Annotated in this window: 13 protein-coding genes; 4 read left to right on the plus strand and 9 right to left on the minus strand. The window is 66.1% G+C overall.

Annotation, left to right across the window (positions count from 1 at the left end; translation table 11 throughout):
• The first annotated feature begins 58 nt into the window (after positions 1 to 58).
• Complete coding sequence (locus F793_RS0100315; RefSeq protein ID WP_018876800.1) at positions 59 to 646, plus strand: hypothetical protein; 588 nt, start codon at positions 59 to 61, stop codon at positions 644 to 646.
• On the opposite strand, the gene F793_RS0100320 is transcribed toward F793_RS0100315, so the two are convergent.
• The 9 genes from F793_RS0100320 to dnaA all read right to left on the minus strand — a co-directional run bounded on the left by F793_RS0100320 (position 643) and on the right by dnaA (position 13,308).
• The gene (locus tag F793_RS0100320; RefSeq protein WP_018881980.1) at positions 643 to 1,623 is read right to left on the minus strand and encodes an alpha/beta fold hydrolase; all 981 of its coding nucleotides are present in this window, start codon (positions 1,621 to 1,623) and stop codon (positions 643 to 645) included. The two genes, F793_RS0100315 and F793_RS0100320, sit on opposite strands and share 4 nt — an antisense overlap.
• A 3-nt stretch (positions 1,624 to 1,626) precedes the next feature.
• Entirely contained in the window at positions 1,627 to 3,090 is a 1,464-nt protein-coding gene (gene ubiD, locus F793_RS0100325; protein WP_018867601.1) for a 4-hydroxy-3-polyprenylbenzoate decarboxylase, read from the minus strand.
• Between the two features lie 42 nt (positions 3,091 to 3,132).
• Positions 3,133 to 3,900 (minus strand): exodeoxyribonuclease III, encoded by a 768-nt coding sequence (gene xth, locus F793_RS0100330; protein ID WP_018878235.1) that lies wholly within the window; start codon positions 3,898 to 3,900, stop codon positions 3,133 to 3,135.
• Positions 3,897 to 5,945, minus strand: coding sequence for a M3 family metallopeptidase (locus F793_RS0100335; RefSeq protein ID WP_018881979.1), 2,049 nt, complete (start codon positions 5,943 to 5,945; stop codon positions 3,897 to 3,899). Before F793_RS0100335 ends, xth begins: the two co-directional genes overlap by 4 nt.
• Before the next feature lie 129 nt (positions 5,946 to 6,074).
• Positions 6,075 to 6,590: a hypothetical protein gene (locus F793_RS0100340; protein ID WP_018881978.1), complete on the minus strand. Its 516-nt coding sequence runs from the start codon at positions 6,588 to 6,590 to the stop codon at positions 6,075 to 6,077.
• Between the two features lie 35 nt (positions 6,591 to 6,625).
• Positions 6,626 to 9,055 (minus strand): DNA topoisomerase (ATP-hydrolyzing) subunit B, encoded by a 2,430-nt coding sequence (gyrB, locus tag F793_RS0100345; RefSeq protein WP_018867605.1) that lies wholly within the window; start codon positions 9,053 to 9,055, stop codon positions 6,626 to 6,628.
• Between the two features lie 125 nt (positions 9,056 to 9,180).
• The gene (locus tag F793_RS0100350; protein WP_018881977.1) at positions 9,181 to 10,263 is read right to left on the minus strand and encodes a DNA replication/repair protein RecF; all 1,083 of its coding nucleotides are present in this window, start codon (positions 10,261 to 10,263) and stop codon (positions 9,181 to 9,183) included.
• Between the two features lie 324 nt (positions 10,264 to 10,587).
• Positions 10,588 to 11,691 (minus strand): DNA polymerase III subunit beta, encoded by a 1,104-nt coding sequence (gene dnaN / locus F793_RS0100355; RefSeq protein WP_018879268.1) that lies wholly within the window; start codon positions 11,689 to 11,691, stop codon positions 10,588 to 10,590.
• A gap of 246 nt (positions 11,692 to 11,937) precedes the next feature.
• The gene (gene dnaA, locus F793_RS0100360) at positions 11,938 to 13,308 is read right to left on the minus strand and encodes a chromosomal replication initiator protein DnaA (protein WP_018881976.1); all 1,371 of its coding nucleotides are present in this window, start codon (positions 13,306 to 13,308) and stop codon (positions 11,938 to 11,940) included.
• 153 nt (positions 13,309 to 13,461) lie between these two features.
• Here dnaA and rpmH point away from each other — a divergent pair, with 153 nt between their 5' ends.
• Genes rpmH through yidD form a run of 3 tightly spaced genes read left to right on the plus strand, consistent with a single transcriptional unit; the run spans position 13,462 to position 14,226 of the window.
• On the plus strand, positions 13,462 to 13,596 hold the full coding sequence (gene rpmH, locus F793_RS0100365; protein WP_018141118.1) for a 50S ribosomal protein L34: 135 nt from the start codon (positions 13,462 to 13,464) through the stop codon (positions 13,594 to 13,596).
• 22 nt (positions 13,597 to 13,618) lie between these two features.
• Entirely contained in the window at positions 13,619 to 13,972 is a 354-nt protein-coding gene (rnpA, locus tag F793_RS0100370) for a ribonuclease P protein component (protein ID WP_018867609.1), read from the plus strand.
• A complete protein-coding gene (gene yidD, locus F793_RS0100375; RefSeq protein WP_017943060.1) occupies positions 13,969 to 14,226 on the plus strand; it encodes a membrane protein insertion efficiency factor YidD in 258 nt (85 codons plus the stop codon). The genes rnpA and yidD overlap by 4 nt, the downstream gene beginning before the upstream one ends.
• Positions 14,227 to 14,234: the final 8 nt, after the last annotated feature.

Below are 14,234 nucleotides of genomic sequence, written 5' to 3' on the forward strand. Positions count from 1 at the left end.
CCCCGCGAGCGGGTTGGGCAGAATCAGGTGCGTTCCACAAAAACGACAAGGGAATGCCATGCGTCATTTGCTGATTGCGGCCGGGGCCGGCCTGCTGCTCGCGACAGGCTGTGCCTCCAACGAGACCCGTTCCACCGATTCCAGCGACCGCGCGGCGGAGGCCGAGGCCGACGCCCCGGCCGCGACCGCGGATGTCCCGGCGGACGCACCGGTGATCCGGGTTGCCCATTCGGTGCCCTACAGTGCCGATGCCACCATCGCCAGCAATATCCGTCAGGAGTGCAACCTGGAGGAACAGTTCTCCGAGTTCATCGCCCACTATGGCGCCGACCAGGGCCTGCGCTTCGAACGCGAGGCGAGCGTCGACCCCTCCGCCGGGGGTCAGGTACTGGTGGTGGAACTGACCGACGCGGTCAGTGGCGGCAATGCCTGGATCGGCCATCGCAAGGTCACCGAGGCCGCCGGCACGCTCTACAGCGATGGTGAGGAAGAGGCCAGCTTTACCTCGCGGCGCTTCTCCGGTGGCGGTGCGTTTGGAGGCTTCAAGGGGTCGTGCTCGGTGCTCGGCCGCACGGTACAGGCGATGGGCCGCGATATCGCGACCTGGTCGGCGGCGCCGGAGGATGGCGCCCACCTGGGCGACTAGTCGCAGGCGGCGGGAGCCCGCGCAACCCGCGGGCCCGGTGCGTCGTCCGTCACCCGCTGCATCCAGTCGACCAGACGGGTGGCGGTGGTCGGCCAGTCCGGGGCGTGCAGGAGCAGGTGCGGCCAGTGCGGTTCGGTCCAGACCTCCGCCCGATGCCCGGGGTGCGCGCGGGCGGCGGCGCATACCGAGGGTTTCAGGATGGTCCCGTCCTGCTCGCCCCACAAATAGACCACCGGGACCGTCACGTGGTGGATGTAATCGGTGGCGTACTGCGCGAGCCAGACCACGCCGGCATAGGTATCCAACCGCACTCGGCGGATGACCTGCGGGTCGTTGGCGAATCGCTCCACCGCGGCGGGGTCCAGGCTGTCGGCGTAGTCGGGGTCGATAGTGAGCGTCAGGCCCCCGGCCAGGGTCTCGCCGGTGCGCACCGCGGCGTCCCAGAACCCGCGCGCGGGTATGCCGCCACGCAGGCCCGGGGCCACCGCGATCACGCCGGCGACATCGAGTTCCGGATACGTCGCGAGGCTCGCCAGTGCGGCCGAGCCCCCCATGCTCTCCCCCAGCAGGAAGACGGGCCGGTCCGGATCCTCCGCGCGGGCGGCATGGACCATCGCAACCACATCCTCGATCACGGGCTGCATCCCGGGCCAGCGCCCATGCGGCTCGCTGGCGCCATGCCCGCGCTGATCCAGGGCGTGAACGCTGTACCCGCGTTCGGCCAGCCACGGACCGAGGGAGGCATACGCCCCGGCATGGTCGCGGAAGCTGTGCAGGGCGATCACGACCGCGGCCGGGGCATCGGCCGGCCAGTGGCGGATGCGGTCGGGCGCAATCGCGGTCGCGGTGGGGGTTTGCTCGACAGGGGTTGAGTCCGCGCGCATCGAGTCACGCTCCGGGACGGCGGCACAACCGGCCAGGGCCAGCAGCACGCCCGGCAGGAGCCAGCCACCGGCCCGGACAGCGCGGCGGCTCACGCGTCATAACCCCAGGTCATCCCAGATCTCGTCAACCCGGCGTTTCACCGCCTCGTCCATGGCGATTGGTCGCCCCCATTCGCGATCCGTCTCGCCCGGCCACTTGGAGGTGGCGTCCATGCCCATCTTCGATCCGAGTCCGGACACCGGGGAGGCGAAGTCCAGGTAGTCGATCGGGGTGTTTTCGACCAGAGTGGTATCCCGCGCCGGGTCCATGCGCGTGGTGATGGCCCAGATCACGTCATTCCATTCGCGGGTGTTCACATCGTCATCGACCACGATCACGAACTTGGTGTACATGAACTGACGCAGGAACGACCACACGCCCATCATCACGCGCTTGGCATGGCCCGGGTACTGCTTGCGCATGGAGACTACGGCAAGGCGGTAGGAGCAACCCTCGGGGGGCAGGTAGAAGTCCACGATCTCCGGGAACTGCTTCTGCAGGATCGGGATAAAGACCTCGTTCAGGGCCACGCCGAGGACGGCGGGTTCATCCGGGGGGCGGCCGGTGTAGGTGGAGTGATAGATCGGGTCGTCGCGGTGGGTAATCCGGTCAATGGTGAACACCGGGAACTCGTCGACCTCGTTGTAGTAGCCGGTATGGTCGCCGAACGGGCCTTCGGGCGCGGTGTCGCCCGGGTGGATATGGCCCTCCAGCACGAACTCGGCCGACGCCGGCACCTCGAGGTCCGAACCCATGCAACGGGTAACCTCCGTACGGCTGCCACGCAGCAGGCCGGCAAAGGCATATTCCGACAGGGTGTCGGGCACCGGGGTGACCGCGCCGAGGATGGTGGCGGGGTCGGCGCCCAGGGCTACGGCAATCGGAAACGGTTCTCCGGGATGGGCGCGGGTCCACTCCTGGAAATCCAGCGCGCCGCCACGATGCGACAGCCAGCGCATGATCACCCGGTTGCGACCGATCACCTGCTGGCGATAGATGCCCAGGTTCTGGCGTGACTTCTCGGGGCCGCGCGTGACCACCAGGCCCCAGGTGATCAGGGGCCCGGCGTCCCCGGGCCAGCAGGTCTGCACCGGGAGGGTCGACAGGTCGACCGCGTCGCCTTCGATCACATGGCGCTGGCAGGCGGCCCCGCGGGTCTTCTTCGGGGCCATGTCCAGGACCTTGCGGAAGACCGGCAACTGCTCCCAGGCGGCCTTCAACCCCTTGGGCGGATCCGGCTGTTTGAGGAAGGCGAGCAGACGTCCCACCTCACGCAGGGCCTCGACCGAGTCCTCGCCCATACCCATGGCCACCCGCTCGGGAGTACCGAAGAGATTGGCCAGTACCGGGATGTCGGATCCGGTGGGGTTCTCGAACAACAGCGCCGGGCCGCCAGCGCGCAAGACGCGGTCGGCGATCTCGGTCATCTCGAGGTTCGGGTCCACCTCGCGGGTGATGCGACGCAGCTCGCCGCGCTGTTCGAGGCCGTCGATGAAATCACGCAGGTCCTTGTACTTCACGGGTCGCTCCCAGTGGTCAGGCGGGCCGGTGAGGGGTCTCGGCTAGTCGGAGAATTCCGCCCAGACCGGGGCATGGTCGGAAGGACGCTCCCAGGAGCGCGGTTCGCGATCGATGCCGGCGGCCTGCAGGCGCGCCTGCAGTGGCGCGCTGGCCAGGACCAGGTCGATGCGCAGGCCGCGGTTGCGGCGGAACGACGCGGCGCGATAGTCGAACCAGGAGAACTCCGCCTCCGGCTGGTCGAAGGCGCGGAAGGTATCGACCAGGCCCAGACCGGTGAGGGCTGCCAGGGCCTCACGTTCGGGCGTGGAGCAGAGGATGCGTTCGTGCCAGGCCTCGGGGTCGTGGACATCGCGGTCGTCGGGGGCAATGTTGAAGTCGCCCAGAACCACCAGATTCGGATGCCGGGCGATCTCGTCGGCCAGCCAGTCGCGCATGCGTGCCAGCCAGTCGAGCTTGTAGGCGTATTTCTCGGTGCCGACGTTCTCGCCATTGACCACGTACAGGTTGACCACGCGGATGTCGCCGATGGTGGCGGCCAGGATACGGCGCTGGGCATCCTCGAGCCCGGGCGGATCGGTGACGACCTCGGTCGCCTCGGTGCGCGACAGGATCGCCACGCCGTTGTAGGTCTTCTGGCCCGAATACACCACCTGGTAGCCGGCGTCCTGAATGGCGGACACGGGGAAGTTCTCGTCGGTCAGCTTGGTTTCCTGCAGCGCCAGGATGTCGGTGCGCGAGCTCGAGAGCCACTCGAGCACCTGCGGCAGGCGAACCTTCAGCGAATTGACGTTCCAGCTGGCGATCTTCACGCGGCGTCCTCCAGGCCGCTGTGGCGCAACAGGGCATCGATCTGGGGATCACGACCCCGGAACGCCCGGAAGGAATCAGCGGCGGGCCGCGAGGCTCCAGCCTCGAGGATCTCGTGCAGGTAGGCGGCGCCGACTTCCGGGGAGAACAGGCCCTCTTCCTCGAAGCGGCCAAAGGCATCCGCGGACAGGACCTCGGCCCACTTGTAGCTGTAATAGCCGGCGGCATAGCCGCCGGCGAAGATGTGGCCAAAGCCGTGGGCGAAGCGGTTGAATTCCGGCGGATGCACCACCGCGATCTCTTCCCGAACCGCCTCCAGCAGGCGCTGAATGGCGGCCGCGTCGCCCGGGGGCGGACCGGCGTGCAGGCGCATATCGAACAGGGAAAACTCGACCTGGCGCAGCAGCTGCAGGGCGGCATGGAAGTGACGCGTGCCCAGAAGACGCTGGTAGAGGTCCTCGGGCATCGCCTCCCCGGTCTCGTGGTGACGGGCAAACAGGTCCAGGGCCTCGCGCTCCCAGCACCAGTTCTCCATGAACTGGCTGGGGAGTTCCACCGCATCCCACTCGACCCCGTTGATGCCGGCGATGTCCGGTTCGTCGACGCGGGTCAGCATGTGGTGGAGTCCATGCCCGAATTCGTGGAACAGGGTGATCACCTCGTCATGGGTGAACAGGGCGGCCTTGCCGTCCACCGGGGGAGTGGAGTTGCAGGTCATGTACGCGACCGGCAGTTGGGCGCGATCACCCGAGACAAAGCGGTTGCGGCAGACATCCATCCAGGCGCCCCCGCGCTTGTTCTTGCGGGCGTAGAGATCGAAGTAGAAGCCGGCGCGTTCCGCGCCTTTCGCGTCAAAAATACGGTAGAAGCGGACATCATCATGCCAGGTCTCGACGCTGTCGTCAGGCTCGAAGCGGACCTGGAACAGGCGCTGGACCAGGCCGAACAGGCCGTTCACGGCCTGGTCGGCGGGGAAATAGGGCTTCAGCATCTCCTGGCTCAGGCCCAGGCGCCGTTCGCGCATCTTCTCCGCGGCGAAGGCCATGTCCCAGGCCTCCAGCGTCTCCAGATGGAGCTCGTCCCGCGCAAAGCTCTGCAATTCAGCGAGGTCGCGTTCCGCCCGGGGGCGTGCGCGGTGGGCAAGATCCAGCAGGAACCCTTCGACCTGTTCGGCGCTGGTGGCCATCTTGGTCGCCAGCGAACGCTCGGCATAGTGGGCGAAGCCCGTCAGATCTGCCTTTTCCGCGCGCAGCTGCAGGATCTCGACCATGATCTCGGAGTTGTCATGGTTGCCGGCCCCCGGCCCGCGATCGGAGGCTCGCGTGGTGAAGGCCTCGTAGACCCGGTAACGCAGCTCGCGATCCTCGGCATGGGTCATCACCGCGAGGTAACTCGGGATGTCGAGGGTGACGACGAAGCCCGACTGATCATGGTCGCGGGCGTTCTGGGCCAGCATGGCGCGATCCGACTCGGGGATGCCCGCCAGGGCCGCGGGATCATCGGTCTGCCAGGTCCACGCCTGGGTGGCATCGAGCACATTCTCCTCGAAACGAGCAGTGAGCTCGGACAACCGGGCGTTGATCGCGCGCAGCCGGTCGCGCTCGGACTCGGGAAGATCCACGCCGCTGAGATGGAAGTCGCGCAGCATGTCGTCCAGGACCTTGCGCCGGGGGGCCGGGAGATCTCCATATTCGTCGCTGTCGGCCAGGGCACGGACGGCGCGGTACAGTCCCTGATGCTGCGAAACCCAGCTGCCATAGTCGGAAAGCAGGGGCAGGCTGGCGTTGTAGGCCTCGCGGATCGCGGGGCCGTTCATCACCGCGTTCAGGTGGCCGACCGGGGACCAGACGGCATCCAGACGGGCATCCAGTTCCTGCAGTGGTCGGATCAGCGAATCCCAGCTCGGCTGGTCCCCGGCCGCTTCCACGAGACGGTCGATCTCGGTTCGATTCTCGACCAGCACGGTTTCCACCGCCGGCAGCACGTGTTCGGGTTCAATGGAGCGGAAGGCGGGCAGCCGGTCGGTCTGCAGCAGGGGATTGGACACGGTCTCTCCAGGGGTCGGGTGAGCCAGGGTCGCGCGAACCGGTCAGAACATACGGGCGCGACTGCCTGCGGATTATGCCATTCGGACCGCATCCCCGGGAGGGTGTTCCCCCTGGCGATGCAAGCCGGTTCAGGCCGAGGTGTCCGGTGGGGGTCCGATGGGATCGAAGGTTTGATAGCCCGCGAGGCGCGCCAGCGGACCCAGGGCCCAGTGCCTGCGCAGGGCGGAAAAGTCGGCTACCGCGGCGTTGTATCGCGCGAGGGCGTCAGTGATGGCCTGATCCAGGGCCGCAACGCGTTCCGGTGTGCGCTCGACAACCGCCGATGGAAACTCGTTTTCGTCTGATAATTCAGATAGATAGGTGTCCCACGTGGCTCGAATGCTGCGCTCGGTTCGGGCCAGCGCGGGGAGATCGCCGCGGCGTCGGGCAGCCTCCTGCGCACGCAGGGCGGTCTGGACGTCGACGAGCGGATCGGGGTCGGCCAATCCCATCATGTGCAGGACGCCGTTGCGTTGCGTAAGCAGTGTGTCCAGGCGATTCCAGGCGGATACCACCCGGCGTTCGTGGATTGCCAGGTGGGTGTGCGCCCGGAAGCCGACGAGGCTCAGGACCACCAGCGTGAGGATGACAGCCAGGACCTCCATGCGCAGGGGCTACATTCGGGGCGAGGCGGGGCCCGTCAGATATCGACGTTCTCCGCGCTCAGCGCCCGTGTCTCGATGAAGTCGCGTCGGGGTTCGACCTGGTCCCCCATCAGGGTGGTGAAGATCTCGTCGGCCCGGATCGCGTCCTCGACACGCACCTGCAGGAGGCGGCGGGATTCGGGATTCATGGTGGTTTCCCACAGCTGGTCCGGGTTCATCTCGCCCAGACCCTTGTAACGCTGAGTGGCCAGGCCGCGTCGGCCTTCGTGCAGGAGCCATTCCATGGCTTCCGAGAATCCCTCGATCAGGTGGACTCGTTCGCCGCGCTTCATGTAGGCGCCTTCGTCCAGCAACGCATTGAGTCGGGCGGAGAGGTCCAGCACAGCCTGGAAATCACGCGAGGCCAGCGTATCGTCGTTGATGTACTGGGACAGGGCCGCGCCGTGCTCGATCCGGTCCAGGCTCAGCTGGGCATGGCCGTCGCGGTCGGTCACCGCCCCCAGGCTGTAGCGCGTCGCGCCGGCCTTGTCGCTGGAGAGCCCCTCGAGGATGCGGCCGAACCAGGCCTGCACCTCCGGATTGGTGACGCTACGCGGCTCCGGTATGGCGTCGGCCTCGAGCATCGCCCAGAGGATGCGCGGGTCGTACATGCGGCCCAGGCGCTCGACCGCGCGGGCGGCCTTCTGGTAGCCCTTCACCAGATCCTCGAAGGCCTCGCCGGTAATGGGCGGGGCATCCGGGCTGGGATAAAGCGCGGCACCATCCAGGGCCAGAGAGATCACGATCTCGCCCATCTCGGCCTCGTCGCGCACGTATTGTTCGCGCTTGCCCCGCTTGATCTTGTACAGCGGTGGCTGAGCGATATAGACATGGCCACGTTCGATCAGCTCCGGCATCTGGCGGAAGAAGAACGTGAGCAGAAGGGTTCGGATATGGGAGCCGTCCACGTCGGCATCCGTCATGATGATGATGCGGTGGTAGCGCAGCTTGTCCGGGTCGTACTCTTCCTTGCCGATACCGCAGCCCAGGGCGGTAATCAGGGTCCCGACCTCGGCCGAGCCGAGCATGCGGTCAAAACGCGCCCGTTCGACATTCAGGATCTTGCCCTTCAGCGGCAGAATGGCCTGGAAATGACGGTCCCGCCCCTGCTTGGCCGATCCGCCCGCGGAGTCGCCCTCCACCAGGTAGAGCTCGGACTGGGCCGGATCCTTCTCCTGGCAGTCGGCCAGCTTGCCGGGGAGCCCGGCGATATCCAGGGCCCCCTTGCGGCGGGTCACCTCGCGGGCCTTGCGGGCGGCCTCGCGAGCACGCGCGGCGTCCAGGACCTTTTCGGTAATCGCCTTGGCTTCCTGCGGATTCTCCAGCAGGAAGTTGTTGAGGGCGTCCGACAGCACACTCTCCACAATCGGCTTGACCTCCGAGGAGACCAGCTTGTCCTTGGTCTGGGAGGAGAACTTCGGATCGGGCACCTTCACCGACAGTACGGCCGTCAGGCCCTCGCGCATGTCGTCGCCCGCCGTGGCCACCTTGGCCTTCTTGATCAGGCCTTCGGTCTCCAGGTACTGGTTGATGGTCCGCGTCAGCGCCGCGCGGAAGCCCGCCATGTGGGAGCCACCATCGCGCTGCGGGATGTTGTTGGTGTAGCAGAAGATATTCTCCTGGTAGGAGTCATTCCACTGCAGCGCCACCTCGACCGCATAGTCATCCCGCATCTGGTCGGCATAGACCACGGTGGGATGCAACGCGGTCTTCTTCTGGTTGAGATGCTCGACGAAGGCCCGAATCCCGCCCTCGAAGACGAACGTCTCCTCGCGGTTGTCGCGATGATCGCGCAAGGTGATGCGGACCCCCGAGTTCAGGAACGACAGTTCGCGCAGACGCTTGGCCAGCACCTCGTAGTGAAAGTTGATGTCGGTAAAGATCTCGGGGCTGGGCCGGAACCATACGCGGGTGCCGTGGCGGTCGGTCGTGCCGGCCTCGGCCAGCGGCGCCGCGGGGACCCCGAGGTGGTAGGTCTGTTCGTGGCGCTTGCCGTCGCGATGGATCTCGAGGCGCAGCTCTTCCGAAAGGGCGTTCACGACCGAGACACCCACACCGTGAAGCCCGCCGGAGACCTTGTACGAGTTGTTGTCGAACTTCCCGCCGGCGTGCAGGACAGTGAGGATAACCTCGGCCGCCGACTTGCCTTCTTCTTCGTGGATATCCACCGGGATACCGCGACCGTTGTCGCTGACGGAGACCGCGTTGTCCTCGTGGATCGTGACCTCGATGCTGTCGCAGTAACCGGCCAGGGCCTCGTCGATGGAGTTATCGACGACCTCGAAGACCATGTGGTGCAGGCCCGTCCCGTCATCGGTATCGCCGATGTACATCCCGGGTCGCTTGCGCACGGCGTCGAGACCCTTGAGGACACGGATCTGGGAAGAATCGTAGGCGGCGGGATCTTGGGATTCGATATCGGACATGCAGGTGGTCATCCGGCGAGTTGCAGACACGCCAGTATAGCGCAAAGACGGGGGCGACCGGTGGGGGGGCGTCGAGAGGCCGCGGGAGCGTCGGGGCGTCCATGGGCCCGCGACAGCGAAGAGGATCAGGCGAGGGTGCTCGGTGTGACGCGGCCATGTTTCACGTGGAACAATTCGCCCGCGTCCGCTCCAACCAGCCCCGGCACCGCATCCTCCACGGCCGTCACCAGGATCTGCCAACCCGACACCCTCAGTCCGGCCATCAACCCCTCCACCGCCTCCCGGTCCAGTTCCGAGACGACATCGTCCAGCAGCACCACGGGTGCCCGACCGCACTCGCGTTCCAGCATTCGAGCCTGCCCCCCAACCAGCGCTGTCACAACCCGCTTTTGCTCCCCCCTGGAGGCCTCGGCTGCCGCCCGCCCCGCTAGCCGGAGGTCGATGTCCGCCCGTTGTGGCCCGACCTGCGCGAACCCGCGCTCCTCATCGCTGCCTCGGCTACGCTCCAGGGCCTCCCCAAGACTGCGGTCCCGATCCCACCCCATGCGAACCCGCAAGCCCAGGTCGCCCAGCCGGTCGCCAAACCCGAATCGTTCCGCTGCCTCTGCGGTGCCCCCTTCCCAAGCCTCGACGTATCGCGCCCGCGCCTCGCTGATGGCCACCCCGAATTCCACCCACGGGCGTTCAAACTCCCGGGCGGCGGCCCGGTCACCGGTGCGCAGGGCCGCATTGCGCTGATCGTGGGCGCGTTTCCAGCGTTGCCAGTTCTCACGGTATCCCGGGATTGAATGAAAACAGCCCCAGTCCAGCAGACGACGCCGCTCCTCCGGACCCCCGGTCAGCAATTCGAACGAACCGGCATGCAGGGTGCGCACCGGCAGCCATTCGGCCACCGTCGCATGGCCCTCCATCCAGCGACCATCCAGGCGAGATCGCCGCGTCCCATCCCAGACGACGCCCAGGCGATGCGCACCGCCACGCCCGTCCCGGACCTCTCCGCCAACCCAAAGCGACTCGCCGCCCGTACGCAATACCCGCCGTAATTGCTGCGTCCGGAACGAACGCCCCGCCGCGAGGATGTGGACGGCCTCGAGCACCGAAGTCTTTCCCGCGCCATTCGGGCCAATCAGGCGATTGATCCCCGGCCCCAGTGCCAGCGTCTGCTCCTCGAGATTCCGCACCCCCTGCCACCAGAGCGACTCCAGCACACAACCTCCAGCCTACGGAAACACAAATTCATCGACACGCTCGCGCTCGAGTCGCTTTTGCGTGCGTTTAATGCGCTGCGACGGCCGTGCAGTCATTCTGCTACAGGTGAGCCGCAACGCCGTGCGCGCGCCCGTTGTCATTAAAAACGAGCGGCCGAGCCCCTTCGTTGATTCGGTTGCGAGGTTGGCGCCCCCTGTTCCCCGATCCTGCGTTGCGCCCCGAATCCATCAGAAACGGGCGGGTAGAACTAGCCGATGCACGACGCGTCCGGTCTCGGAAAACCCGGGATACCAACGCGAGCGTATACATGGATCGGTGTTTCCCTAGAGCCGCATCGGCATGACGACGTAGCGTGCCCCGCCTGGCGGTTCCGCCTGGATCAGGATGGACGAGTTGCCATCGCGCAGCCCGATCCGCACCTGGTCGGTCTCCAGCACATTCAGCACATCCGCGAGGTAGCCCAGGTTGAACCCGATCTCCATCGGGCCCCCGTCGTATTCCGCCTCCACCGACTCCTGGGCCTCTTCACGATCGGCGTTATGGGTCATGACCTGACACCCGCTCTCGCCCAGCACCATCCGCACACCCCGATACTTGTCGCTCGCGACGATCGCGACGCGCCCCAGTGCCTGCTTCAGGATCTCGCGGTCCACCCGCAGGGTGGCCGGAAGGTCCGCCGGGATCACCCGTTCGTAGTCCGGGAACCGCCCTTCGATCACCTTGCTGCGCAACACCGCGCTGCCGAGTTCGAACACCACCTGGTCTTCCCCAAAGCCGATGCGCACCGACGTGTCGTCATCGGCCAGGTTACGCCGCAGTTCGGCGACGGCCTTGCGCGGCACGATGCGTTCGATCCGCTCCTCCACCGGCTGTTCCAGCTCCACCTCGGCGAGCGCCAGGCGATGACCATCCGTGGCTACCGCCCGCAGACTGTTGCCACTGGCGACCAGGAGAAGCCCTTGCAGGTAGTAGCGCACGTCCTGCTGGGCCATGGAGAACATCGTGGCCTCGAGCAATCGCCGTAGCCGATTCTGCGGCACATCCAGCACGACCTCAGACCCACGCGCCTCCCAATCGGGAAAATCTGCCCCCGGGAGCGTGGCCAGACTGAAGCGCGAGCCCCCGAAACCGACCGTCATGCGTTCGCCCTCGACCTTCGCGCGAATCTCGCTGTCGGCCGGTGCGGCCTTGACCACGTCGAGCAGCTTGCGAACCGAGACCGTAACATCGCATTCCCCGGGAATTGAGCCCTCGGCGCCGGCCTGCCAAGCGAGTTCGAGATCGGTGGTGTCCATCCGGATCGCGCCATGGTCATCCGGGCGCAGGCGCACGTTCCCGAGAATGGGCATCGTCAATCGTTTCTCGGCCGCGCCCACAATCCGTTGCAGCGCTTCGGTCATCGTCTCGCGATTGAAAGACAGTTCCATGGCGATGTCCTGTATCTAGTCTGTTTAGATATTCATCTAGTGATAATAAGAGGCCGACTTCCCTGTGAAGAAAACCCTATATCTTCTTTTTTATCAGAAACTTAATTCTGTCCCTTGGGGTTATGCTACCTCTGTGAAGCCTGTTGCCAACCTGTGGACAGTTTGCCCCCTCGATTTTTCCCCGCATCCATACCGGTGTTGCACCCAGCTTATCCACAGGTTTCGGCCCACCGGAATGCCCCGCGTTCAACTGCTCAATGTCCGCAACAGGTTGGAGTAGTCCTCGTCCAGGCTCGCATCCGCCTCGCGCAATTCCGCAACCTTCCGGCAGGCATGGATCACGGTGGTGTGGTCACGCCCGCCGAAGGCCTGGCCGATCTCCGGGAGGCTGTGCTGGGTCAGTTCCTTGGCCAGTGCCATCGCGATCTGACGCGGCCGGGCGATGGATCGGCTGCGTCGGGTGGAGAGCAGATCCGCGACCTTCACGCGATAGTAATCCGCCACGGTCTTCTGGATATTCTCCAGCGTAATCAACTTGTTCTGGACAGCCAGAAGATCGCGCAGCGCATCCTTCGCGAAATCCAGCGTGATCGGCTTGCCAGTGAAATGGGCGTTGGCGATCACCCGACGCAGGGAGCCTTCCAGTTCGCGGATGTTGGACCGGATGCGCTTGCCCATGAAGAAGGCCACCTCGGTGGGAAGCTCGATCCCGGCCTGTTCGGCCTTGCGCTGCAGGATCGCGACGCGCGTCTCCAGTTCGGGCGGTTCGATCGCAATCGTCAGGCCCCAGCCAAAGCGCGACTTCAGGCGCTCCTCGAGCCCCTCGACCTCCTTCGGATACCGATCCGACGTCAGGATGATCTGCTGCTGGCCTTCCAGAAGGGCGTTGAAGGTGTGGAAGAACTCTTCCTGCGAACGCTCCTTGCCGGCGAAGAACTGGATGTCATCGATCAGCAGTGCGTCCGCGGAGCGGTAGTGCTGCTTGAACTCGTCGATCGCGTTGTGCTGCAGCGCCTTGATCATGTCCGCCACAAAACGTTCGGAGTGGAGGTAGATGATCCGCCCCTCCGGATGCCGCGCCAGGATGCTGTGCCCGATCGCGTGCATCAGATGGGTCTTGCCGAGCCCCACCCCGCCATAGATGAACAGCGGGTTGTAGGCGACCCCGGGATTCTCTGCGACCTGCAGACTCGCGGCTCGTGCCAGTTGATTGGACTTCCCCTCGACAAAGGTGTCGAAGGTGAATGCCGGGTTCAGGTTGCTGACCGGGCCCTGGGGACGGGGTGGCGGGCTCGCCTTTTCCGCCGCGGCCCGCGCGCGCTGGGACTCGTGGGGATCGGGGGGCGGTTTTGACGACAGTTCCGCACCACCGATGCCGAGGCGCACACGCCGACCCGAATGGTCGTTCGCGGGCTGCAGCTCGCCCACTGTTTCCTCGATCGACGCCAGGAGGTGGTCGCGCACGTGCTCGAATACGAACTGGTTCGGCGCCAGCAGGCGCAGCGAGCCCTCCGATTCTTCGGCATGCAGTGGCCTTAGCCAGGTGTTGAGTTGTTGCTCGCTGACCTTCCCCTGCAGGCGGTCCAGACAGGCTGTCCACAGGGCATTGGCTGACACGCGTTTGTCTCCGGGGCGGCGGGGAATGGAAGTCACCGAGTCTACGCCGATGGGCCCCCGCGGTGCCAGCGGCTTGCCGACCCCGAGATTGACTTTGTCCCCGGATGGCGATAGTTTTCACCGCCCTTTAACCAAGCGTCACCGGGAACCGACATGAAGCGCACTTTCCAACCCAGCCGGCTCGTCCGCGCCCGCACGCACGGCTTCCGGGCCCGTATGGCCACCCGTGGTGGTCGCAAGGTCCTGAACGCCCGTCGCGCCAAGGGCCGCAAGCGCCTCTGCCCGTAAACCGGGCGGCGCGCCGGCTCCCGTGACCGCGGCGCCAGCCATCCAGACCTTTCCGCGCCGCGTCCGTTTGCTGACGGGCGCCGATTACCAGCGTGTATTCGAGGATGCCCGGCGTCAGCGCGGTCGCGACCTGACCTTGCTCTATCGGCGTTCGGAGACCGGCGAGGCGCGTCTGGGCCTGGCTATCGGCAAGCGGCATGTGCGCCATGCCACGGACCGCAACCGGATCAAGCGCATCGTGCGCGAGGCGTTCCGCGTGCGCCGCGCCCAGCTGCCGCCGCTCGACATGATCGTGCTGGCGCGGGGTGGCGCGGCGAGCGCCGAGCGACGCGCATTGCGCGCCGAAATCGACAGCCTGCTGGAACGTCTGCAATGAGCCTGCCCCGCAAGATTGCCCTGCTGCCCGTGCGGGCCTACCAGTACGGGATCTCGCCGTTCATGGCCCCGCATTGCCGTCACTATCCGACCTGCTCGGCGTATACCGTCGAGGCGGTCGAGACCCACGGGGTCCTGCGGGGCTTCTGGCTGGGTCTGCGGCGCATCCTGCGCTGCCACCCCTGGTCCCCGGGCGGTTATGATCCGGTTCCGGCACCGCGTTCCGATTCTCCCAGCACCCGACCCTCAAAGTAGTCGCGCTC

It is taken from the genome of Thioalkalivibrio sp. ALE22, assembly GCF_000381445.1.
GTDB lineage: Bacteria > Pseudomonadota > Gammaproteobacteria > Ectothiorhodospirales > Ectothiorhodospiraceae > Thioalkalivibrio.

Coding starts and splice junctions, on each gene's coding strand:
- F793_RS0100340 (WP_018881978.1), bottom strand. CDS start 6,590: ATGGAGGTCCTGGCTGTCATCCTCACGCTGGTGGTCCTGAGCCTCGTC.
- dnaN (WP_018879268.1), bottom strand. CDS start 11,691: ATGGAACTGTCTTTCAATCGCGAGACGATGACCGAAGCGCTGCAACGG.
- gyrB (WP_018867605.1), bottom strand. CDS start 9,055: ATGTCCGATATCGAATCCCAAGATCCCGCCGCCTACGATTCTTCCCAG.
- yidD (WP_017943060.1), top strand. CDS start 13,969: ATGAGCCTGCCCCGCAAGATTGCCCTGCTGCCCGTGCGGGCCTACCAG.
- F793_RS0100315 (WP_018876800.1), top strand. CDS start 59: ATGCGTCATTTGCTGATTGCGGCCGGGGCCGGCCTGCTGCTCGCGACA.
- rpmH (WP_018141118.1), top strand. CDS start 13,462: ATGAAGCGCACTTTCCAACCCAGCCGGCTCGTCCGCGCCCGCACGCAC.